The sequence below is a fragment of the Akkermansia sp. RCC_12PD genome, assembly GCF_036417355.1.
Taxonomy (GTDB): Bacteria; Verrucomicrobiota; Verrucomicrobiia; order Verrucomicrobiales; family Akkermansiaceae; genus Akkermansia.
In genome coordinates, this window is record NZ_CP143889.1 from 2,213,090 (window position 1) to 2,236,475 (window position 23,386).

The window sequence follows — 23,386 nt, forward strand, 5'->3', positions numbered from 1 at the left end:
TTCAGGCTGAAGGGCTGTTAGTCGTCCAGCGGAAGCAGATCCACCAGGTCGGCCTTGGTTTCCGGTCTTTGGCGGATTTCCTGCAGCTTGGCTTTCATCTGCTCGCAGATGTCCGGATGCTGCTCGGCCAGATTGTTGAGTTCCTTTGGGTCCTTTTCCAGGTCAAACAGGCTGCCGCCTTTCGGGGACTTGCTCATTTTCGCTCCCAGTCCGTTGAGCCCGTCGCGGATGGCTACGCCGGCGGGAATGAACTTCCATTTGCCGTGGCGGATGGCCAGCGCCTTGCCGGTGCTGTTGATGACGTGGTAATCGCGGCCCTTGGCGGATTTGCCCAGCAGGGCGGGCATCACGTTTTCAGAGTCGCGGAAGGAATTGGACTTGCCGGGTTCCAGGAGCTGTTCCAGGGAGGCGCCCAGGTCCATCTGGTTGAGCAGGGCCTTGCTCGTGGTTCCGGGTTTGATTACACTGGGCCATTTGACAATGAACGGAATGCGGGAACCGCCTTCCAGAATGCTGTATTTTCCGGCGCGGAAAGGACCTGCCGGGGAGTGGGTGGCATTGTCCCGGATGGCGAAATCCTTGTAGCCGTCGTCCAGCACAGGGCCGTTGTCGCTGGAGAAAATCACCAAGGCGTCCTTTTCCAGGCCGGCTTTTTGCAGAGCTTCCGTGATGCGGCTCACGCATTCGTCCAGCTCCACGGTCACGTCACCGCGTACGCCGTGCTGGCTCTTGCCCACAAAGCGTTTTTCCGGGCAGCGCGGCACGTGGATGTCGTGCGTGGCGAACATCAGGAAAAACGGTTCCTTGGCCTTGGCGCTTTTCTGGATGTATTCAATGGCCTTGTCCGTGATCACATCAGCGTTTTCCTCATCCTTCCACAGGGCGCTTTTGCCGCCTTTCATGAAGCCGATGCGACCGATGCCGTTGATGACAGCCTGGTTGTGCCCGTGACTCCACATGAGCTTGAGCTGGTCCTTGTTGTCTTTCCCGTTCGGAAGGCCGGGGAAGTTGTGCTGGTAGGACACTTCAATGGGATCGTTCGGGTCCAGATTGCGGACGTTGCCGTTTTCCAGAATCACGCAGGGAACGCGGTCGCCCGTGGCGGCGAAGATGAAGCTTTCATCAAAACCGATTTCATTTGGGCTGGGGGCGATGTGCTTGTTCCAGTCAATCTTTTTTCCCTTTTCTCCCAGGCCCAGGTGCCACTTGCCTACCATGTAGGTCTTATAACCGTGGGATTGGAGCATCTTGGGTAGCGTGGGCTTCTTGGTGTCGATAATCAGGGCGGCGTCTCCGGGCAGAATGCCCGTGCCTTCCTTGCGCCAGGGATATTCCCCCGTAAACAGGGCATACCGGGAAGGTGTGCAGACGGAGGTGGTGGAATAGGCGTCCGTAAAGCGGACGCCCTGTTTGGCAAGCTTGTCTATGGCAGGGGTGGGAATCCCCTTGGCTCCATAACAGCCTATGTCTCCGTAACCAAGGTCGTCAGCGTAAATCATGACGATGGCTTTGGGAGGATTGATCTTGGATGCGGCCACGGCCGTGCAGGCGGTTGCCGCGGCCAGGGTCAGCATGAGGTGTATTGCGGGTTTGTACATGGTTTGTTGTTGTGTGTTGTTAGGATAATGCAGGAGATTCTTCAGAAGGAGGTGAATGTGGCGGTGGAGGCGGTTCCGTCATGGGGCGCATGCTGGAATTCTGCCAGATGTACCGCTTGTAAAGAACCTTAATGGCTGCCGTGAGGGGCACCGCCAGCAGGGCGCCGATCAGGCCGCCGAGGATAAGCGTCCAGATCAGCACGGAAAACATGACGGTGAGCGGGTGGAGTTCCACGGAATCCCCCACGATTTTTGGCTGGATGATCCATCCGTCAAACTGGTTGACGGCCAGGAAAATGCCGGAAACGATCAGGACGTGCTGGAAATCCCCCCACGTGAACCAGGCCAGCAGTACCGCAGGAATAAAGGCGCTGATGATGCCCAGATACGGGATGATACCCAGCACGCAGACCGCCGCGCCGATGGTGACGGCATACGGCAGTCCGACCAGCTTCAGGCAAATGGCGATCAGGATGCCTTCAATGATGCTCACAAGCATCTGACCGCGGAAAAAGGAAATCAGGTAGCCGTTGATTTCCTCCATTGTGTCCACCACGTCCTTCCGGAATTTGGAAGCTTTGAGGGGAAGGATACTGGGCCATTTTTCTTTAATTTTATCAGCTTCCAAAAGAAAATAAAAGGCAAAAATGGGCGTGATCAGGATACTGACCATGATCCCAATGGAACTGTACAGGACACGTCCGCCGGACGTGAGCCAGGTCATCAGTTTTTCCTGGTAGAAGGAGGAATTGATGGTCATGTAAGCCCCCAGTTTTTCGCGGGCCGTCTGGGCGTTCCTGAGCTCCTGCTCTTCCTCTTCCGCGTAATTGCCGGCGTTCAACTCTCTCAGGCTGGTTTTGTAAACGCTGTCTATGGTGCGGGAAATGAAGGGAATCTCAATCGTGGAATCAATCAGCTCGGAGGTCTTGTTCCAGAGTTCCATCCGGTTGTCGATCAATTCATCCGTCTGCCGGATAAGCGGCGGCAGGATGGTAGCACCGAATCCCACCAGGATGGCTAGAGCTGCACCCATAACCGTAATGACGGCCCAGGGCCGGGAAAACCGGCGGCGTACAAGCCAGGAGACGATGGGCTCCAGCAGATAGGCAATGACGGCGGCGATCAGGATGGGAAGAAGAACGGGTTCCAGAAACCCCAGCAGCTTCACCACTTCAAAAATGACAAAGGCGGCGATGCCAAGCATCACCAGAAAGGAAACTCCCGTCAGGGCATACCAGCAGATTCTTCTCTGGAAAGGGGAAGGGATGCTGCGGGCGGCCGGACGATGGATGGAATTCTGATGCTGCTTGTTCATGCCGCGTGTAGAGAGAAAATGGCTGAAGGACGTGCCGGGTTACGCAGTGGGGGCATCCCCGGTTTTCCTGCCTGGCGCCGGAGAAGATTCGGACGGATTTAGCGATGGGTTGGGAGACGTCTGCTGCGGTTCCGGCTGCTGCGATTGTTCCTGTTCTTTTTTTTCCTGTTGTTTCACATGGGCCTCGAATTCCTGTTCCGTGATTGCCTGGGGAGTGGGATGATAGTCCCCGGCGGGCGGTGCGGCCGGCACTTTCCAGTGAATATACACGAGTTTGTTTTTGCGCTGCACCAGGACGGAGGCCTGCGCTCCGCGTTGAGTGGTAACATACTCTACGAGGTCGGGATAGGGATTCTTTCGGCCATTGATGGAAACCAGGACATCGCCTGTTCTCAGACCTGCGTTCCAGGCCGGGGACCACTCGGCCACAAAGGCCTTCATGGGGCCGTTCCCGTTCCGGTCCTGAATGAAGGTTCCCCCCATCAGGTTGAAGGAGGAAGGCCCGGGCATCGGGTGGCTGGTGGAGCTGAAATAAAGGGCGCATCCCGGTCCGTCCAGCCAGAACTGGCGGGAAATCAGCGCCCCGTAGCCCAGGATGATGTCAATGTCATCCGGGATGCCCATCACCTCCGGATTGGCGAAACTCTCACAAAGAAGAATATTCTTCAACTCAAGCTGGCCAAGCTGGAAGGAGCTCACATGCATGCACTCGTGGGCGTAAAATCCGCCCGCCGCCGGACTGTAGCCGGAATAAACACTCACAAAGGCATCCGGATAGGCCTGCTTGATGGCGTTCCAGCGTTTCTTGGAAATATAAACGGCGTGGGGTGCTCCCGTGTCCAGAATGATGCGGCGTCCGTGTTTGTCTGCAATTTGCGGATAATCGGCCCCCGGAATCAGGGCCAGCTTGTGCCAGGACCGTATTCTGGAAGGCAGTTTATTGAAAAAACGGTGGGAACGTTTGGGGTAATTAATGTTCCAGACATACTTCCTGATGCATTCCCATCCCAGCAATCCGTCGTAGGGTGCCTGGTCCACCATTACCACATCCTGCTTTCTGGAAATGGGCTCTCCATTCTGCTTCAGGGAAATGGGGACATTGGCCGTCCGCATGGCTCCCCGGCCGCGCAGACGCGCGCCGATGGACTCTACCGCCGGTGAAAAAAGAAGTGAAGTCTGGACCGCCCCCGTATCCACCCCCATCATCAACTGGGTTGAGGAGCTCCATGCAAGGGCTACAGGAGTGCCGTCCAGCGGGTTGGCTGCGTCGATGGGCGGCGAACTGCTGTCCTGGATAGGCCGGTGCGATACGCAGGAAACGCATAGCATGGTTGCCAGAAGCATGATGGAGGAACGGAACATAAAGCATTCCATTCATAACAAAAACATCAGGGGCTGGCAAGGTTTCCTTCCTGCTTATGAAGCTTTTTGACGGCATCGGTCCGTAAGACTTGCAACAGGACGACAGTTTGATAGGGTAGGAACATGATATTCAGGATATTGGCGTATGCGTTCCTTTTGGCGCCCTTGTCATGGGGAGAGGTTCCGGTGTCTCCGGCTCCCCCCGTTTCCGCCCCTCCGGAGCTGCGCCTGCTGCAGGCGTGTGTGGAAAAAGGCGGCGGCAGCGTCATGGTTTCTCCTTTTTCCCTGTATGAAGTTCTTCGTTATGCGCTTCCTGGGGCGGCGGGAGAGACGGAAAGGCAGATAGCGGCCGTATTGCCCGGAGACGGGGCAATCAGGAAGGACTGGACTTTTCTGTCGGAGGATTTTTCGCGGTTGCTGCGCTGTTATTCCGCCAACCGCATTTTTGCAGACCGGACCGTAGAACTAAAAGACGCCTATAAAAAGGCCGTTGGGGCGGACGGTGCAGTTCTGGCTCCCTTCCATGAAAATACGGCGGCAGCCGTGCGGCAGGTGAACGCCTGGGCGGCAAGGAACACGGAAAACCGCATCAGGCATCTTCTGAATCCGCGGCAGATGAGTGACCGGACAGTGCTTGTGCTGGTGAACGCCATGTATTTGAGGGCGTTTTGGGACAGTAAATTTGAAGGAAAGGATACCAGGCCGCGGACTTTTTTCCGGGAAGACGGCACATCCTGCAAGGTGCCCATGATGAAACAGCAGGTTTTCATGGAAGGAGGATCTTGGCCGCGGCAGGGAGGAATGTATTATGAAAAGGACGGCGTGCGGGGGGCCTCCCTGTTTTTCGCCGGCGGAAAGGGTGCGCCCGTTTTCATGGCCGTCCTCCCTCCGGATGGACGCAGGCTGAAGCAATTCATAGCCGGGCTGGCGGCAGAGGAATGGAACGGCATCCTGTCCTCCTTGTCCGCCCGCCATGCCGTGGAAAAAATGCGGGAACCCGGCGCGCCTCCCCTGGAACAATATGCCAGATATCATCTGCGGCTGCCCCGTTTCTCCCAGTCTTCCCATACGCTCTCCATGAAGGAAGCTCTGGAGGCTTTGGGAATGAAAGACGCGTTTAACGAGCGCGCCGATTTTTCACGGATGGGGAGCTGCGCGGGACAGCCGTTGAAAATCCATGACGTGTATCAGAAGTGCGCGATCAGGGTGCGGGAGGAGGGGTTGGAGGCATCCGTTTCCTCCTCCGGGGCAATGGATCCTTTTGCCGGCCCTCCTCCCCGCGGCAAGGGGCCGGAGATAGAATTCAACCGTCCCTTCCTGTGGCTCGTTTACAGTCCGGAGGACAGGGCCGTGCTGTTCATAGGGACATATGAAGGACCGGAATACGAGAGGAAGGAAGGAAAGTCATGAAGTTTGCGTGCTCCCAAAAATCTTGATTTTCGCAGGGGCCCGTATAGGGTGGAGCGGAGCCGTTATGACGATCCCCACCTTTGAAGAGGCCGTGAGCCGCATTGTGCAGAAAGACCCGCGTTTTGCGGAAAGGGCGTATTTCTTTCTGAAGGAAGCCCTGGACTTCACCATGCAGCGTATAGAAGAGCAGGAAAACGGCGCGCAGCGCCACGTCAGCGGGCAGGAACTGCTGGAGGGATTCCGGGACTATGCCCTGAGCCAGTTCGGCCCCATGGCTTCTACCGTGCTTAAGGAATGGGGAATACGGAACGGCGGTCATGTAGGGGAAATGGTCTTTTTATTGATTGAAGAGGATGTCTTCTCCAAACAGCCGGAAGATTCCCTGGACGACTTCAAGGGATTCATGAGTTTCCGCAAGGCGTTTGAAGAGCCTTACGAATTTCAGGAACAGACTAACTGACATGTCGAACTCCGTGACAATGGAACCGGATGTACGCTGGCCTGCCGAATGGGAACCGCAGGATGCCGTCTGGCTGTCCTGGCCGCACCGCGGGGATTTGTGGCAGGGCGGCCTGGACGAATTGCAGCGGATGTACGGCCTTGTGGCCGCCACCATCGCTCCGCATGCGCAGGTGTGCGTGAATGCGGCGGAGGCTCTGCATCCGGCCATCAGGCAGATTTTGCAGGAAGCCGGAGTGGAAGAGGAACATTTCCGCCTTTTCAACCACCCCGCCAATGACGTTTGGTGCCGCGACCACGGCCCCATCTTTGTACAGGATGTGCGCGACGGTTCCCTGATGCTGGCTGACTGGCAGTTCAATGCATGGGGCGGCAAATTCGCTCCCTGGGATCTGGACAACGGCATTCCTTCCATGGTCGGCTCTTCCTTGGAGCTTCCCGTGCGCAGCTCCCGGATGATATTGGAAGGAGGAGCCATTGAAGGCAATGGAGACGGTCTGCTGATCACGACGGAAGCCGTCCTGTTGAATCCCAACCGCAATCCGGACTGGAGCCGCGCGGAGATTGAGGCGGAACTGCGGCGCATGCTGGGTGTGCACACGGTATTCTGGCTGGGCTCCGGCATTGAAGGGGACGATACAGACGGCCATATTGACGACATGGTGCGTTTCGTCGCACGGGATGCGGCGGTATCCATCGTGGAGCCGGACTCGTCCTCCCCCCATTACCGCGCTCTGGCGGAAAATAACGAACGTTTGCAGGACCTGAGATGTTTGGACGGCAGCCGGGTGGAAATCGTTCCCCTCCCCATGCCGGAACCGCTCAGGATGGAGGATTGGCGGCTGGAACAGCTTCCTGCCAGTTATGCCAATTTCCTCATCGTCAATGATGCCGTAGTGGTGCCCGTATTCAACCAGCCCCGGAATGACGACCGTGCGTTGGGCATTCTGCGGGAATGTTTCAGCGGAAAACAGGTAGTGGGCCTGGATGCCCGCAAGCTGGTCCTGGAAGGGGGCGCCATCCACTGCATCACGCAGCAGCAGCCCAAACCGCGGAAGGAGGCTCCATGAGTGGAGACGGCGTCGTCATGGTGGATGTGATCCTGCCAATGGAAAAGGCGGGGGATGAAAAGGCGCGCCGCGCCGCCGCGGCTGCCAGGCTGGGCATTTCTCCTTCGCGCATCCGGGAACTTCGCCTGGTGAAGGAATCCATTGATTCCCGGCAGAAGAAAATCCTGTTCCAGTTGCGGCTGCTGGCAGGCGTGGATGAGCCGTTGCCGCCGGAACACTTGCCTTCCCGGGATTACCCCCCTGTCAGGGGCGCCGCTCCAGTGGCGTTGATCGTGGGATTTGGCCCTGCCGGAATGTTTGCCGCCCTGCGCTGTCTGGAACTGGGCGTCAAGCCCGTGGTGCTGGAACGGGGAAAAGACGTCTCCTCCCGTCGGTTTGATTTGGCGCCCATCATGAGGCAGGGCCGGGTGATTGAGGACTCCAACTACTGTTTCGGGGAGGGGGGAGCAGGCACGTTTTCTGACGGCAAGCTGTTTACCCGCGCCACCAAGCGCGGCCCCGTGCGGGATGTCTATGAGACATTTGTGGCTCATGGCGCTCCGCGGCAAATCCTGACGGACGCCCATCCCCACATAGGCTCCAACCTGCTGCCTAATGTTGTCAAGGCCATCCGGAAATCCATTCTCCAGGCGGGCGGGGAGATCCACTTCAACGCCAGGGTGGAGCATTTGCTCCGTTCCGCAGACGGCCGCCGCGTGCGTGGAGTTGCTTGTGCGGACGGCCGGGAATTTGAAGCAAACGCCGTTCTGCTGGCTACCGGGCACAGTGCCCGCGATGTGTACCGCATGCTTTTGGCGGACGGACTTGTCCTGGAGCAGAAACCATTTGCCGTCGGCGTGCGCATTGAGCATCCGCAGGCGTTTGTGGATGCCAGGCAGTACCATTTGAATCCGGGTCAAAAGCGGCCGGAGCAGCTCCCGGCGGCGCGCTATTCCGTTACCGCTACCATTCAGGACCGGGGCGTCCACTCCTTCTGTATGTGTCCCGGCGGATTCATCGTTCCGGCTGCCACGGAAAATGATGAAGTGGTGGTCAATGGCATGTCCCTGGCCCGGCGAGACTCTCCCTTTGCCAATTCCGGCTTTGTCGTCAGCGTGCATCCGGAAGATACGGAATTTTTCCACAGGGAGCACGGCGTGCTGGCGGGCGTAGCCTACCAGAAAGCTCTGGAGACGGCTTCTTGCCATGCGGGCGGCGGCATGCAGAAGGCTCCCGCCCAGAAAGTGCCTGACTTTCTGAAAGGGCGCATGTCTTCTTCCCTTCTTCCAACCAGCTACCATCCGGGCATTGTGCCTCATCCCCTTCATGAACTGCTCCCGGCGGAAATCGTCTGGCGCATGAGGGAAGGGCTGCGGATGTTTGATCATAAATGGCGCGGATTTGCGGGAGAATCCGCGCAGCTGATAGGCTGTGAAACCCGTACCAGTTCTCCCGTGCGCATTCCCCGTGATGAACGTACGCTGGAACATCCCGGACTGGAAAGGCTGTATCCGTGCGGGGAGGGCGCCGGTTATGCTGGAGGCATTGTCTCCGCCGCTCTGGACGGTCGCCGTTGCGCGGAAGCCCTGGCGCAGCAGGTGCAGGGTTGAATTGTTTCTGCGGAAAGTACGTCCGGATGATGTGGAAAAAACACGTATTTCTTTTATAATACTTATGTAATGAGCATCTTATGCGGCGTATTCCTTACCTGCTTTCCCGCCATGGCTGGCAGACGGTATTCGGCCCCTCAGGAAATGCGGGATATCATGGGAAAGTCTCTTTGAAGGCAGCTTGCTGGAAGATGGTTCTTTTTAAAAAAATCCCGGAGAGGGAGGTGTAGAAGCGTAAAATAAAAAAGAAAAAGGTAAGGTGGCAGGTTTCCGAACGATTGGATCGTTACGGTGTCCAAGTATGAATCATGAAGACATTCCGAACTCCCCTCTTATTGTGCTGTGTGCTGGCGTTATTGCCCTGCATGTCTCAGGATGTGGCGGCTCTGGCTATGCCTAATGTGGATCTGGAAACGCAGGAAGGAAGAAAAATGGAGGATGAACGGGCGGCCATACGCAAATTCTTCGTGCTCTTTTATCTGTCTGCCATTATTCCCGTGATGGAAAATCAGGGACGCATCAGGAAGGAGGAGGACATCTACCCTCTCATGCTGAAGGTATTTCCGGAGAAGGAATTGAAAGCGTGCCCCGAAAAACTTCAGAAGCTGATGAATGACAAAATACAGGGTGTAAAGGACATGCTGGCGGGCAAGAAGCAGATGAAGCCGGAACCCTTTGATCCGGAGGAGCCTGAAATAGTCGCTTTTCTGGCGGTATACGGCATGGAAGACCTGGACCAGCAGATCATGAACTGGATGGGGAGGCAGATAGGCTCCGAAAGTGACGGAAAGCTGGAATCCGTCATCCAGGCATTCCGGCACTTGAAAGACGGGGTGGAATCCGGAAAAATAGTGATGCCGGAAAAAGTGGAGGAATAAAAATGTGCCGCAAACCGGAAAACGGCATCAGAACCGGGGTGCTTTCCTGTTAAAACGCGGTGCCGTGGCGGATGCCCAATAATGCAAACCGGAAGGTGGGGAAGGAATCCTGTTGTTCGCAGGCAAGGAGGCATGTATTGTAGTTTTATAAAAATGTTCCGGTGGCGGTTTTTCCCCTCGATTTTCCGGGTCCATGTTTCTCCACCTTTTTTATCCTTTTTCGGGTGTACTGTCACGCCTTGAGTTTTCTTCTTTTCAGGAAAATCCGTTGGTTCATGGAATAGGGCGGCAGGCTCGCTCCCTCTCCACCCCCATCCTGCCGGGGATGATCACCACGTGAAGAAGATACGCGCTCAGTAGCTTAAAGTTCTTCGATCACGTCAAACACCTGCCGCCAGCTTTCCAGGGAAGCCTCCAGCCCGCCCAACGCCAGCCCGCGCTCCCGCGCCGCGGCGGCCATGTCCTCCTGGTAGTGGGGCTCCCACGCCATCTTCGTCGCGAAGGCGATGAAGTCGCCGGGGCTTTCGCACAGCCACCCGGTGCGCCCGTGTTCGATCATCTGCTCCCAGCCGCCCCGCTTGTCCACGATCAGCACGCTGCCGCTGGCCATCGCCTCAAAGCCCACGCGCGGCCAGTTCTCCGTCGTGTCCGTCGGTTGCAGCACGATGTGGCAGCGGCGGTAGAACTCCTGCTGGGTGAGCGATTTCTGGTCGTGGAAGGTCTCCACCCAGTCGGGAGGCTTGCCGGTTTTACCCTCGCTGCGCGCGTCGAAGCCGAGGAAGGTTCCGCGTTTGGGTACGGGGGAGGCGAAGTGTTCGTAGATAAGCCACGTGTCCTTGCTGAACTTGTCTTCGTCCTGCCGGGAGATGTGCCCGGCCCCGAACCAGTCGGCAGGCCTGTCGGCGACGTAGGGAAAGGCGGAGGAGTCGAAGTACGGGCGGAAGGTCATGAAACGGATGGACGGATCGCCGTTCAACGCTCTGAGGCGGGGCATTACGCTTTGCCGGACCTGGTCGTTCTGGTAGAGAAAGAGGGCGATGTCCCCCCGGCTCATGGCTTCCTTCTCCTTGCCGAAGAGCCAGGTCATGCAGTTCACAAAGACGGTCCGGCGCGTCCTCTTGCGAATCTCGGGCAGCGCGGCGAGGAAGTCTTCATTGCAGAAGCTGATGACGGGCGCGTCTTCCGGAATGGCAGCCCAGTCGTAGGCGTCGTGGATAACGTGGCGGCGCTCCGTCATCTCGCCATAGAGAACGGCCTTGCGGACGTTCTTTTGGGTGGGAATGAAGTGGAGCGTTACCCCCAGTGCCTCCCAAACCCTGACCTGATGATACAGCTCCGCCCCCGCCCCGCCATAGAGGGAAGGAAAACCGACGATGTAGAGGGCTACTGACATTAAAGGAAAAGTCTCTGCTTATATTCCTACACATCTTGCATGTCCTGTACCGCAGAAGCCCCTGCACCTATTTATTCAGCATGGTCGAGACTTCTATGAAAATTGCGTACTCTTTAAACAAACATTTAGAAAAAAGAAGCTTTGATTTGTCTAATGACAGGTAGGCCAGAAGAAATGAGTCAATTGTTTTTGGGCTGTCTGAATTGGGCAATTAACTGACGTTTAAAATCTAAAATAACTAAATCATTCTCGTTTATATCGATTGCCCAACACGCCAAAGAAGAAGCGTGTACCATTCCTACGAGTACCCATTCATGTGATTGATATTGGTAGATGTATATATCTTCTTTGATGACACCCGACGCTCTGTCATGGGCGAACGCAAGATATCGTCTATCCTTGCTGTATATCATTCTTATAGTACCGAATTTCCCTGCAAAAGATTGCTTTATTGCTTCTTCGTTGGGAGCACTCTCAACGAGGTTGATTTTATCTTCTTTTGCCATGGAGAAAAAAGTAAATGTTAATGTCAAATATATTAAAAATCCGGTGCGCATAATACTCCGCAGTCTTGTTGATAAAGATTGAGTAATCCCAATTTATGTCTAATGTTTCGTCCTTTGAGCATTTTTCGCTTTCTTCTACTCAATTATCTTCTCTTTTACTTTGTACATTAAAGTAAATATTTCTCGTTCGGCAACGTTCTATACCTTTGAGAGTTAAATGTGTAATAAGCGTATAATTGATAGCAAGATATATTATAAAAATCTCTGATGATGCATGAAGGACATTATTGAGGTTTTTACTTCCAGAAAGGTAAATAAATGCCATCAAACACATACCCGTCTGAAAAAGAAAAAATAATATAGAAAGAGCCCGTCTGCAAAAGAAACATATTCTCGCACTCATTTTATAAGTGATTAATTTTTTCAAGGAACAAATTTTACCAAGACAATTTCCAGTTGAACATTGTGAATTAACGATCAATGGTGGTGATTTTTTAATTTTTGACAGCATTTTTTCATACTGATAAAATAGCTCTCTGGATGCAAAATACCAAGTCGGAAAAATAGAAGCTAAAAGCAGGACTACAACAACTAAAACCTGATCATCTTTAGGTGTTGAATAAAGAAAATCAAATAATTCAGTATTTTCTATAATGTAAAAATATGACGCGGCATATACGTTTACCAGAATAATAGGTATAGCTAAGCAGCATCCTAAGAAGATAAATACCATAAACGTTTCAAAAAACGGAAGCAACCATTTTTTCATTTCATTGCCCTTAGATTGATGATTTAATTGGATTTCTTATTCGAAACATTCATATTTTCTGTTTAGTCTTTCCATGGCATCATCTCCTTGATCTCCTAGTTCAATTAGAAATGTACCTCCCTCTGAAGAAATACTAGTAGCCGCCTTATTTGCGGCGGTAGTCAATTCCTCGGTAAGTGGAGAACTGAGCTGCGAGTTGGCTATTTTTCCACAAATACCGCCGAAGAAACAACCGCATTTTGTAGATATATATTATTACGCCCTTTTTCTTTAAAGCTTACTTGGTACTTTGAAAATATATGGTTTTTTATCTGATTTACCTTCTTCAGAATTACTTTTTAAGATAATGTGGTCTTTCTTCCAATCATAGACCTCCCAAGAAACGCGGTCGTTATTACTTTCCGGGGTTTGATATATCTTTTTCAGATAAGGCTCCTTATCCAATAGTTGATAAATTGTAAGTATATTTTCTTTAGAAGCGAAATTATTACAGATAACAAAATGTGTATTATCTAAAGAAGACAAATAAATTGTAAAGCTTCTAATGTTGTTTTCAAGGACAAGTTGAAATGAGTCATCAGTTTTAGAAAATATTACGTACCCTTCATATAATTTTTCATTTGTATAACTGTCTAATGATTCTATCTTTTTAAGATAGAACAAAGAATCTGATAGTCCAATCTTTTTATTACTCGTCAATAATTCATGTGTAAATGTAGAACAATATGAATTATGAGATAATAAAACAAAAAAAACGATAATAGAAATGAACTTCATAAATCTTTATGCGTAATGACTACGGTCAGGGATCATATCCATTGTTAGTTCCGAAAAGGAAGATGGACAAGGCTCGCAATAAGGAACCTCAATAATAATTACGCCTTTTGTCGTTATATTCCTCCTGCTTTTTTCCGGATCCCAAATATCAATCCAATCACCAGGGCCTGCTTTTTTGGGATGTTTTTTATTAAACGCTTCTACATCGGAAACCGTACCCATAAAAGCGGACTCTCCTTTAGGCCAAACAATGACTTTAGCTCCAAATGGAAGAGCCCATTTATCAGAACGTTTAGGGAATTGTTTCTTTCCAAAATGGCCGATAGCTATATCGTGCGGCTGAAGAATATTATTACGTGTGCCAACTCGGTCAGAAGACAAAATCCCCTGTGGGTTGTTGTTCATCTACCTTTTATACCCTTTTTCAGGGGTGCTGTCACGCTTGGAGTTTTCTCTTTTCCTGGAATCTCGTCGGTTCATGGAATAGGGTTCCAAAACCTGATCCTTCTTCATCCCATCCAGCCGGATAATTACTACGTGAAGAAGGAAGCGCCCCCCAACAACAGCCTTCAGAGCTCTTCGATCACGTCAAACACCTGCCGCCAGCTTTCCTGGGAAGCCTCCAGCCCGCCCAACGCCAGCCCGCGCTCCCGCGCCGCGGCGGCCATGTCCTCCCGGTAGTGGGGCTCCCACGCCATCTTTGTTGCGCAGGCGATGAAGTCGCCGGGGCTTTCGCACAGCCACCCGGTGCGCCCGTGCTCGATCATCTGCTCCCAGCCGCCCCGCTTGTCCACAATCAGCACGCTGCCGCTCGCCATGGCTTCAAAGCCGATGCGAGGCCAGTTCTCCGTCGTGTCCGTCGGTTGCAGCACGATGTGGCAGCGGCGGTAGAACTCCTGCTGGGAGAGCGATTTCTGGTCGTGGAAGCTCTCCACCCAGTCGGGGGGCTTGCCGGTTTTAGCCGCGCTACGGGCGTCGAAGCCAAGGAAGGTTCCGCGTTTGGGTACGGGGGAGGCGAAGTGTTCGTAGATGCGCCACGTATCCTTGCTGAACTTGTCTTCGTCCTGCCGGGAGATATGCCCGGCTCCGAACCAGTCGGACGCCCTGTCGGCGACGTAAGGAAAGGCGGAGGAGTCGAAGTACGGGCGGAAGGTGATGAAGCTGATGGCAGGATCGTCGTTGATGGCTCGGAGGCGGGGCGCCATGCTTTGCCTGACCTTGTCGTTCTGGTAGAGGAACAGAGCGATGTCTCCCCGGCTCATGGCTTCCTTCTCCTTGCCGAAGAGCCAGGTCATGCAGTTCACAAAGACGGTCCGGCGCGTCCGTCTGCGAATCTCGGGCAGCGCGGTGAGGAAGTCTTCATTGCAGAAGCTGATGACGGGCGCGTCTTCCGGAATGGCAGCCCAGTCGTAGGCGTCGTGGATCACGTGGCCGCGCTCCGTCATCTCGCCATAGAGCGCGGCCTTCCGGACGTTTTTTTGGGTGGGGATAAAGTGGAGCACCACCCCCAGCGTTTCCCAAGCTCTGACCTGATGATACAGCTCCGCTCCCGCCCCGCCATAGAGGGAAGGAAAACCGACGATGTAGAGAACCGTCATAGTTGAGCGTAGAATCCCAGAAGCGTGAATCTTCTCATCAATATAAACTTATTGGCGAATTATGTCTGAAGTGCTCCGGGAGCTTAATACCATATGGTCTAATCGATTTATTCTATATCTGATGTATATTAGTTACGGAAGCGCATGAATCCATTCTTTGGTAGATGAGTGAATTAATATTTGGGATGTGTTTTCCGGTAAAATGTGGCGGCGTTTTGTTGTATCAAAATACATAGCATCTTGATCATTTTTACATTCGATAATATAACCGTTACCTTTCGATTCACTGTATTTCAACCTGCGTCCAGGTTGAAAATCATACAAGACGTACCGTTCAATGTCTTCTGCCCAATCTTTCATCAGACCGGAAGGATACATTTCTTGCTGAGATTGAGAGCCGGCATACCATTTAGTGAACATAATATTTCGAAATAGTTTCCGCCCTTTTTCTTCTTCTCTTGCCGTATGAAAGTTTTTGTCCTCAAAAGAACCCAATAACAATCCCCCATAATATCTCAATTCTCTATAAAAAGGCAACATGTATTGAAATGATCTTTGATCGTTCATGATACTTGCAATATATGAGGCCCGAGCAAATAAACTAAATGCATATCTCTCTATTATTTTATTCGGAACTTTCCAAAGAGGAGTGGCAATAAGTTTTGTACGACGGTATAGAGACATCAAATGCCGAAGAGTACATACCTCAATATGAATATTACTCCCGCAACAAGAAAGACGTGCCCTTAGGATACTTAAATTGATGGGAGGTATATCACATTTGCTTTTATTATCTGCTGAGCGTGGAACAATAGAAAAAAATCTCTTGCATACTCGTCCAATAATATTCATATCCGCAAAACCGAATAAAACGACGCTCAAAGGAAGAAACGCAAGATTGTTGTTGGGATCATCTTCTCTTCCACCTTTGAGAATAAATCCCCTCTCTGACAGGCAATTCTCATAGCTTCTCCAAAGTACTAGCCAGCCTTTGAGGGATTTGGATTTAATTGATGAGATTTCGAAAATAAAATCTGGAGTGCGGAGACAAGAATTCTGAAATTCTTTACTATACGGAGAAATGGAAATTTCAAATCCAAAATACTTATGCCGTTTGTCCATAGTATTATTATTTAGTCGAATATAGAAAATATTCCTGCCACAGCAACTATTGCAACACATGCAACAGCCTGGGCTGGAGCTGTTGCAATAATCGCTGCTCCAATAGCAACGGTACCAACAACAACAGCCGCTCCAACAGCAACTTCCTCTATAGATAAGCTACTTGGTTCCAATTCACGCTCAGAGTTCCTTTCTGGTTGCAAGATAATTTCTTTAGGCTTTGGCGTACCTGAACAGCAACACCAAAAACGATCGAATTCTTTTCCTAAATTTTGAGGAGAGATATAATCTTCTGTGGCTGATGACATATGTTCTGGCATAAACCACGCTCCTGGTGTTACGCAATAGCATTTGTAATGATATGAACCTTTACATTTTCCTTTATATCGGCATTTTGTAGGACTTACTGTTGAACCTTCAGGGCATCCTGGTTTCTGTGAAGAAAGACCAATCCAATCTATGTATATCCCAACATGATTGAATAGGTATCCATATAGATTAACGCCTCCCTTTTCCATCAGAGGATCTTTATTAATCCACCTGCCGTCAGTGGGATTATAGTACCTGAAATTGTACTGCACAAGTCCCGTTTCTTCATCGAAGTACTCGCTGGCGAACCGGAACGGATTCATCTCTGCGGCATTGCCTTCCATCTTCACGGTCGAGCCGTAAGGGCCGTATTCATACAACGCGCGGCGGCCTGCCTGGATGCCGAAGAGTGCCGTCGTGTTCTTCAAGGCGTCGTGCGTGTAGAAAAGGTCTTCCACGTAGGTTCCCGTTTCATCGAAGACGCTCATCGCCAGCACGCGCGTTGCGATCGGTTCCATGGGATCCCACAGGTAAGTTTTCCTCAAAATGGGGGCCACGGTTTCCGAAACGTTCATGGCATCCAGTTCCGCAATTTGTAGGTAGCCGTTATAGATGAATCTCTTCTTTGACATCAGGGTTTCTCCCTCATAGACAGCTTTCTCGACGCGCCTGTTCAAGTAGTCGTACCGGCATTCAACGCGTTTGCTGCCCTGCGTAAAGCTCGTGGCCTGGTTCAGGGCATTGTAAACAACGGTCCATTCTCCGGTGGCGGTTTGCAGTTTGGTCTGATTGCCGTCGGCATCGTAGGTCGGCGCGAAGGGAGGCTCCGTACCTTCGGCGATGGCCGTGTACTGGTTAAGCTGGTTCGTTGTGTACGCCGTGGCGGGAACATCCGTACCCTCGTGTGCCGTCTTGCGGTTGCCGATGTTATCGTAATCGTAGGCGAAGGTACCTCCCCGGCTCATCGCGTCGGCAATGAGTTCGTTTCTGTCGTTGTAGCTGTAAGTGTGTGTGAGGTCGGGCGCGGGCGCGTTGAAGTAATCTTTTTTCATCGTGGGGCGGCCCAGTTCGTCGTAGGCGTAGTCGGTTTTGGCCGGGTAATTTTGGCCGCCGGGGCGCAGGTAGTCGATTTTCACCGGGAGGTCGCGCTTGTCTTCGCGCGTGTACCACCGTTTCAAGGTGTTCGGGTAGTCGAGGGTGTCCAGAAGGCCGTTCTCGGCGTTGTAGCCGTAGGTGAAGGGTTTCGCGACGGCGTTCAACGAGACGGTCGAGAGCCGCCCGGAGGTGTCGAAGCTCCACGCGGTTTGCAGGGCGGTGCTTGCCGCATAGTTCAGATTGTATCCCGATGGCCGCCCCAGAGAGTCGCGCTGGAAATGGAGAGCGCTTGCTACAAGGCCGGATGTGGTTTCCGATTCCGTTTCATTATATGGGGTGTAAGCGATGGTGCGCGTGCCGGAGTCGTCCGCAATCTGCGTGAGCAGGTTCAGGTGGTTGTATGTGTAGCCGATGGCGGGCGTGGCGTCGTTATGGCTGACGGAGACGAGGCTGCCCGTCTGAGGGTCGTAGGCATAGGTCGTCGTCAGAGGGGTGCCTTCTTTGTCTACGGTCCGGGCCTGGCGTTTTTCCGCCAGCCTGTTCCAGTTGTCGTAGGCGTAGCTTTCACCGTGGCCGTCGGCGTAGGTTTTTGCGGTGACCAGGCCCGTAGCGTCGTCGTAGCTCCATGTCGTCACGTCTCCGTCCGTCCGTTCGCGGGGGTCGGCAGTGATGTCTTCCTCATCTGCCCGGAACGTAGTCAGAGTCACGAGCCTGTCGGCCTCGTCATAGGCAAAGGCGGAAGGCTGGATTCCCGTGCCGTATTCGGCGGTCTTGCGTCCGCGCAGATCGTAGGCGGAACACGTCGTTTTGCCCAGCGCGTTGGTGATACGGGAGGGTTGCGCAGTGGCCGGGTCATAGGCTGTCGTGGTCGTATTCCCGGCAGCATCGGTGACGGACGTTTCCCTTCCGGCGATATCATAATGTACGGTGGTGGCATTGCCCCGGGCGTCCGTATGGGTTTCTGTCCTGCCCGTTGCCGTGTAGGAGCGCGAGGAAGTCGTGACGATGCCCGCATGGTCTTTCCTGGACAGGGCATAACCGTCCACAACGACCGTTTCGGCGACGATGGATGAAGTCGGCGTTTGTGTTTTGGCCGTCCGTTTGGAAGGCGCCGTGTATTCCGTCCATTGCACAGTGTCGTTGCCCCGGGGATCCGTGGCAATGCTTTTTTGTGCAAGAGAAGCAGATAAGGCGGAGAGGAGCGCCGCCGTACGTTGCGCAAAGGAATCTCCCTGGCTGTTGTAGTTGGTTGTGGCGATGATGCGGTAGACGCCGTCCGCACGTTGCTCCCGGGAATAGGCGTATTCGGTGATGAGCGAGTTGGAGGGCGTAGGAGCTTCCTCCAGTTTCAACGTCGTTTTGACGAGGTTTCCAAAATCGTCATACTCATAGAGGACGGGGGCCATGCCTTCCACTTCCTGCCGGAGGAGTTGGTTCTTTTCATCAAAGGTGTGCCTTTTGTGGATGAGACCGCCGTTGGCGTTGGCTTGCGAGATTCGTATGACCTGATTCCAACCGTTGGTAACGGATTGCTCTTTGAGTAACGCTTCTCCCGCCTTCTGGGGGAGCGTCGTACTTCGAACTACTCCTTCCTCCGTGGCTTCGGTGGTGTATTGTACATCCCGCTGCCCGATTCCGTGCCGTCGCAGGACGGTTCCGTCGGGGTGTTTCTGGGTGATGAGCGTCGCTCCGGTGGGAGTCGTCATGGTTTCCGTCAATCCGTCTTCACTGTAGGCATGCGTCGTTTCCCGGCCCAGGATATCGGTCTCGCGGGTCAAGCGGCCCAATAGGTCGTAGGCACGGCTTTGCGTGGCGCTCATCGGCCCCACGTCTTTACGGATCGAGGTGATTTTGCCGAGTGCGTCGCGCGTGTAGCTGGTGATGGTTTCCGGAGTCACGACGGTCGCGCCGTCAATCACTTCGGAGCGTATTTCTTCCACGAGCTGCCGCGCGGTGTTGTATGAGTAAGTCGTCAAGACACCGTCTTCGTCCTTTTCCCACAACGGGCCGCAGCACATCATCGCGCGTTCGGTTACGCGACCGTTGGCCCGGGTGCGCTTCGTCCAGCGGTTTTCAGCGTCGTATTCGTAGGTGGCGGCGTCGGTCATCGCCCACGTGCCGTCTGTCAGCAGGGCGTACTGTTCGTAGCGCATGTTGTTGCCCTGTTCGGAGACGTAGGTGACCTTGCGCGTGCTGTGGCCGGGCACGGGTTCCCCGGCAACCCGCGTTTCAGCGGTGACCCGGTAGAGGGCTTCATACTGATCGGTCGGCTCGTAGGCGTAGTGCGTTTGCACGCCGTCGATGCCCTGGGTCATCTTCAGGCGGCCCCGGGCGTGGACGTTCGAGGCCGTGCCGAGCCAGGTTTCTTTCACTTCGAGGCGTTCGCCTTCCGCTCCGAGGGCGGTAGTGTGTTTTTCGACGCGACGCACGTGGTCGGCCTCCGTGTACACGTAGTTTGTTTCCCACAGGTCGAGGGCCGCGGCCGTCAGGGTCGCGCGCTGGGTGAGGATGTCCGGGTCGGCCTGGGTGTTGTCGCGGTAGGTGGTGTAGGTGGCCTTGTCGCCGCCTCCCGCCCACGGGACGCTGGAGACGACTTCGCGCCCGAATTGGTCGTAGGACCAGGTTTTCACGCTGCCGTCGGGAGCGGTTTCTTTCGCCTTTTTGCCCATGCCGTTGTAGGCGTAGGTGGTTTCGCGAGCGTAGGGAGTGCCGTAGCCCTCGATGCGGCTCATGCAGAGGTTGCCGTTGCGCGTGACGGCGTAGGTTTCGCAGACGCGCGAGATGGGCGTGCCGTGTTCCCCTCGCTGGATGGTGGTGATGAGTTTCCACGTATCGGGAGAAACGACCTGCTTTTCTTTCAGGGTGTAAACAGCGTCGTCTCCTTCTCCCTGTGCCATGTTCCAGGCTCCGTCCGTTCCCTGCCAGTAGCGGGTGGTGTAGGGCATGCGGCCCGCGGTCTGTTCGGTGACGGCGAGTTTGCCCGTCGCCGCGTCTCCCGAAATCGTGAAGGTCTTAAATGGGCTACCCGTGACGGGGTAGAGGCCGGTCGTGCTGTTTTTGGCTCCCACCTGTTCGGGGAGGTAGAGGGCGATGCGGTAGCCGGTGGACGTAATGTCTTCGATGTTCGCGAGTCCGTCCCACAGGTTCCAGATTTGGCGGATGGAGCCGTCGGCGGCGCGCACGATGTCGAGTTTGCCGTCGAATTCTTCTTTAGTGTAGGAAGCGCCGTTTTTGGCGGTGTAGCCGGTGGCGTATTTCAGCGAGGAGGCCGCACCCGCCGAGTAGCTGACGGTGTGGCCCGCGTTCGAGCGCACGCTGAGGCTGTAGTCTACGATGCTCCGTGCCGATCCGATCGTTTGCCGGAACGAGGCGGAGCCGCCCCGTTTGGCCGATCCGCCGATGGGACCCACGCTGCTGCTTCCCGCACTGCCGCCGCTGCCCGCCGCGTAGCTGAAGTAGTTGATCTTCGTCCCTCCGCTTTGGAGCTGGAAGGCGGTGTTTGGGCCGATGCCCGCGGACGGAGCCGCGGTGATTTCGTTCGCCATCGGGTGCCAATAATTTAACGCGCGCGGCGACCAGAGTTCCGGGGAGAAGGTGCGCCCGACGATTTCAAGGAGCCCCTGAGGAAGGCCCGTCATGCCCCGGAAGGAACCGAAGTTCGTGCGCCAGAGCATCTCCGCCTTGCGCGTTTGCGTCACGACGCGTTTGCCTGCCGTTGAAGAGGCGTAGGCCGACATGGAGGCGCGCCCGCTGCGTGCCGCCGGAGTGTTGCTGCTGGAGCCGCCTGCGTTTTCTTCACACGCGCAGGGTTCTTCCTCCGGGTCTTCGCCGTTCTCCCCCTCGCCGTTGTCGTTATCCGGACATGGATTACTGGAGCTGCTTTGCGAGTCGCTGCTGCTCGGGGACGTACTGCTGCTGCATTCGCACGGGGTATCCTCGCCGTCGTCGTCCGTGTCGACGGGTTCAGGGTCGTCTTCATCAGGCACGTAGGAGGAGGAGGACCCCGATCCGGAAACCTCGACCTCCACCGAGTACGCAAGGATGGCCAGGTTTTTCCAGTCCGGCGGCAACGCGACGTTTTCATACGTCATGCTCACCTTGTGATAGCCGGGTTCAATCGGGAAAGACTCGTTTTTTTCTCGGTACTGGCCCCCGTGATGTTCGCCTTCGCCCGGTATTTCGACCCCCTGGCCGTCAACCATGAGCGAGCCGTTGTCGTCCACGCCGAGCATCACATGGCAGGTGGCGGTTTCCCCCGGCTGAAGCGGTTCTACATAGATGTTCCAATCCCAGCTGTCGCTGAACGGGCCGCTTTCTTTGTTGAAGGGCTCCGGTGCGCCGCCGGAATTGGAACTGGCTCGGTTAGTCAAGGGATTGACGTCGTCATTGAAGCGATGGGTGTTCATTGTTCTGGAATAGTTGAGGTTGAAATATAAATAAACTGTCGGAAACGAGGATCGGCTACAACAAAACTCCGATAGCATTTTCTCTATAACAAATCGCGGCTCGCATGGCAACTATTTTTTTTAGAGAAAAATTGGTATTTTTTCAACCATGATTCCTTTCCTTAAAAAATCATCAATCAAAAAAATAACTCATTATCATCACGATGCAGACTTATCCAACAAATGGGGCCATGGCCGGATAGCTTTCATAGTGGATGCACCGTATCCACGTACGGTCAAGGTTGCGGGCATGCTTCTGAGCCTGGAGATAATTGCTAGTGATCCTCCGGCTTGTGGACGAATCTGCTCCATCTGTTTAAAGACGTGGAGCATCTCGGCTTGTTGCTATTTAGGCCATCGGTCCAGGGAATCATTCTTCCTTCCGGCCGCCGTTTGTTCCGAGCACTCGGGTTGCCCTAATGATCGGGACAAGCCTTACGTCAATCAGGAAGTTGAAGAATTCATTTCTCCGAACCCAGAGACCCACGGGCGCCGCGTTATCCCCGTCATTTGCCGGGAAAAGAAGGAAGCCGGGGCTACGGACTGCCTGCCGCCCGTCATCAGGAAACACAACCTGCTGGCTGCTGATATTTTCGACAGGGGAAAGGAGAGGACATCCAGCGACGTGATCGCCAAAATGATCGAAGTTGATCCCGAGATCCTTGGGAATCGCTGGGAACGGAAGCAACGGAAAAAAGATTGAAGGAACGCCTGCTGGCCAAAAGGAAATGGCGATCAGTGGAGGGAAGACTGGCGTATGATTTCAGAGGAGCGGTCTGGAAGTGGAAAGCGGATTGCGAAAGGGAACTCCGGAAATAAGGGAAAGTATCTGACGAATTATACCGTCATCATGAACAGGAGATGAGCCTTTTGTTGAGCAAGTACCTGTTGAAGGAAGCCGTGATGAGCCATTCTTTTAATGGCTCATCACGGAAAAGGAGTCCAGGGACTATTCATCTGTTCTTTGGCTGTTGATTCCGTCAGGTGTGGACAAAAAGGAGATGCTGGATTATTTAGAAGGGAATAGAAAAAGGATGGAGTGTTAGGGTACCAATCGGAGCAGGAGATGGGAAATATATTTAAAATTAAAAAATTTAATGAAGCACATGCGTAAAAAATGGGTCGTGATGCCGGGGTTATTATGGCATTTCACCGGATTGCCGGTTTTTCCTCTTTCCGTAGCTCAGGACGTGGCATCTCCGGAGATGCCGAATGTGGATGTGGAGACGGAGGCGGGCAGGCATATGGAGAGGGACCGGGCTGCCATATGCAGGTTTTTTATGCTCATGTTTCTGGAGAGAAATATTCAGAGGGCCGAGGTGGAGGATGACCATGCCGTGGATTTGCAAACCAGGCTGAAGCATGAGCTGAACGCCATTCCAGGCAAGGCGCTTGCCGAATGCCCGGAAGACTTCCGGCTGGCGATGGAAAAATGGAAAGATGCCTGTGAGAAGGAACTCGCGGAATCGGGATCGGTTTCTGACGAATTGCGGTATATGATGGCGGAAAGCATGAAGCTGTTGATGGGAAAATACATGGTAGATGAGGTCCTGAATACATCCATTCCCCGATTGCTGTTCCCCTTTAATGGAGAAGGGCAACCCGATAAAAAGGAACTGTTGGAGTATTATAAGGATTTGAAGGAAAAAATAGAATCCGGCAAGGTTGTTATACCGGTAGAAACGTAAAGG

18 protein-coding genes are annotated in these 23,386 nt (G+C 53.7%); 7 read left to right on the plus strand and 11 right to left on the minus strand.

Annotated features, from left to right (window positions below):
- Positions 1–17: 17 nt before the first annotated feature.
- Genes V3C20_RS09370 through V3C20_RS09380 form a run of 3 tightly spaced genes read right to left on the minus strand, consistent with a single transcriptional unit; the run spans position 18 to position 4,257 of the window.
- Positions 18–1,598, minus strand: coding sequence for an arylsulfatase (locus tag V3C20_RS09370; protein ID WP_130084536.1), 1,581 nt, complete (start codon positions 1,596–1,598; stop codon positions 18–20).
- Positions 1,599–1,617: 19 nt separating this feature from the next.
- A complete protein-coding gene (locus tag V3C20_RS09375) occupies positions 1,618–2,913 on the minus strand; it encodes an AI-2E family transporter (protein WP_130084535.1) in 1,296 nt (431 codons plus the stop codon).
- A gap of 39 nt (positions 2,914–2,952) precedes the next feature.
- Complete coding sequence (locus V3C20_RS09380; RefSeq protein WP_149873795.1) at positions 2,953–4,257, minus strand: PDZ domain-containing protein; 1,305 nt, start codon at positions 4,255–4,257, stop codon at positions 2,953–2,955.
- A gap of 141 nt (positions 4,258–4,398) precedes the next feature.
- On the opposite strand from V3C20_RS09380, the gene V3C20_RS09385 reads away from it, so the two are divergent.
- The 5 genes from V3C20_RS09385 to V3C20_RS09405 all read left to right on the plus strand — a co-directional run bounded on the left by V3C20_RS09385 (position 4,399) and on the right by V3C20_RS09405 (position 9,681).
- A complete protein-coding gene (locus V3C20_RS09385) occupies positions 4,399–5,685 on the plus strand; it encodes a serpin family protein (RefSeq protein WP_130084533.1) in 1,287 nt (428 codons plus the stop codon).
- Between the two features lie 64 nt (positions 5,686–5,749).
- Entirely contained in the window at positions 5,750–6,145 is a 396-nt protein-coding gene (locus V3C20_RS09390; RefSeq protein ID WP_130084532.1) for a Minf_1886 family protein, read from the plus strand.
- Between the two features lies 1 nt (position 6,146).
- A complete protein-coding gene (locus V3C20_RS09395; protein ID WP_238623855.1) occupies positions 6,147–7,214 on the plus strand; it encodes an agmatine deiminase family protein in 1,068 nt (355 codons plus the stop codon).
- Complete coding sequence (locus V3C20_RS09400) at positions 7,211–8,803, plus strand: FAD-dependent oxidoreductase (RefSeq protein WP_130084531.1); 1,593 nt, start codon at positions 7,211–7,213, stop codon at positions 8,801–8,803. The genes V3C20_RS09395 and V3C20_RS09400 overlap by 4 nt, the downstream gene beginning before the upstream one ends.
- Before the next feature lie 308 nt (positions 8,804–9,111).
- Positions 9,112–9,681 (plus strand): hypothetical protein, encoded by a 570-nt coding sequence (locus V3C20_RS09405; protein ID WP_130084530.1) that lies wholly within the window; start codon positions 9,112–9,114, stop codon positions 9,679–9,681.
- Positions 9,682–10,042: 361 nt separating this feature from the next.
- Here V3C20_RS09405 and V3C20_RS09410 read toward each other — a convergent pair whose 3' ends face one another.
- The 8 genes from V3C20_RS09410 to V3C20_RS09445 all read right to left on the minus strand — a co-directional run bounded on the left by V3C20_RS09410 (position 10,043) and on the right by V3C20_RS09445 (position 21,656).
- Positions 10,043–11,074, minus strand: coding sequence for a glycosyltransferase (locus V3C20_RS09410; protein ID WP_130084529.1), 1,032 nt, complete (start codon positions 11,072–11,074; stop codon positions 10,043–10,045).
- A 179-nt stretch (positions 11,075–11,253) separates the two neighbouring features.
- On the minus strand, positions 11,254–11,580 hold the full coding sequence (locus V3C20_RS09415; RefSeq protein ID WP_130084528.1) for a hypothetical protein: 327 nt from the start codon (positions 11,578–11,580) through the stop codon (positions 11,254–11,256).
- A 139-nt stretch (positions 11,581–11,719) separates the two neighbouring features.
- Positions 11,720–12,349 (minus strand): hypothetical protein, encoded by a 630-nt coding sequence (locus tag V3C20_RS09420; protein ID WP_130084527.1) that lies wholly within the window; start codon positions 12,347–12,349, stop codon positions 11,720–11,722.
- 270 nt (positions 12,350–12,619) lie between these two features.
- Complete coding sequence (locus tag V3C20_RS09425) at positions 12,620–13,126, minus strand: hypothetical protein (protein WP_330935361.1); 507 nt, start codon at positions 13,124–13,126, stop codon at positions 12,620–12,622.
- Positions 13,127–13,132: 6 nt separating this feature from the next.
- Positions 13,133–13,531 (minus strand): hypothetical protein, encoded by a 399-nt coding sequence (locus V3C20_RS09430; protein ID WP_130084525.1) that lies wholly within the window; start codon positions 13,529–13,531, stop codon positions 13,133–13,135.
- Positions 13,532–13,695: 164 nt separating this feature from the next.
- Positions 13,696–14,421: a glycosyltransferase gene (locus V3C20_RS09435; protein ID WP_240042793.1), complete on the minus strand. Its 726-nt coding sequence runs from the start codon at positions 14,419–14,421 to the stop codon at positions 13,696–13,698.
- A 435-nt stretch (positions 14,422–14,856) separates the two neighbouring features.
- Positions 14,857–15,846 carry a hypothetical protein gene (locus tag V3C20_RS09440; protein WP_130084523.1) on the minus strand — a complete coding sequence of 330 codons (990 nt, stop codon included), beginning with the start codon at positions 15,844–15,846 and terminating at the stop codon, positions 14,857–14,859.
- An 11-nt stretch (positions 15,847–15,857) separates the two neighbouring features.
- Entirely contained in the window at positions 15,858–21,656 is a 5,799-nt protein-coding gene (locus tag V3C20_RS09445; protein ID WP_130084522.1) for an RHS repeat-associated core domain-containing protein, read from the minus strand.
- A gap of 148 nt (positions 21,657–21,804) precedes the next feature.
- Here V3C20_RS09445 and V3C20_RS09450 point away from each other — a divergent pair, with 148 nt between their 5' ends.
- Positions 21,805–22,398: a hypothetical protein gene (locus V3C20_RS09450; protein WP_130084521.1), complete on the plus strand. Its 594-nt coding sequence runs from the start codon at positions 21,805–21,807 to the stop codon at positions 22,396–22,398.
- A 403-nt stretch (positions 22,399–22,801) separates the two neighbouring features.
- Positions 22,802–23,383: a hypothetical protein gene (locus V3C20_RS09455; RefSeq protein ID WP_130084520.1), complete on the plus strand. Its 582-nt coding sequence runs from the start codon at positions 22,802–22,804 to the stop codon at positions 23,381–23,383.
- Positions 23,384–23,386 lie beyond the last annotated feature (3 nt).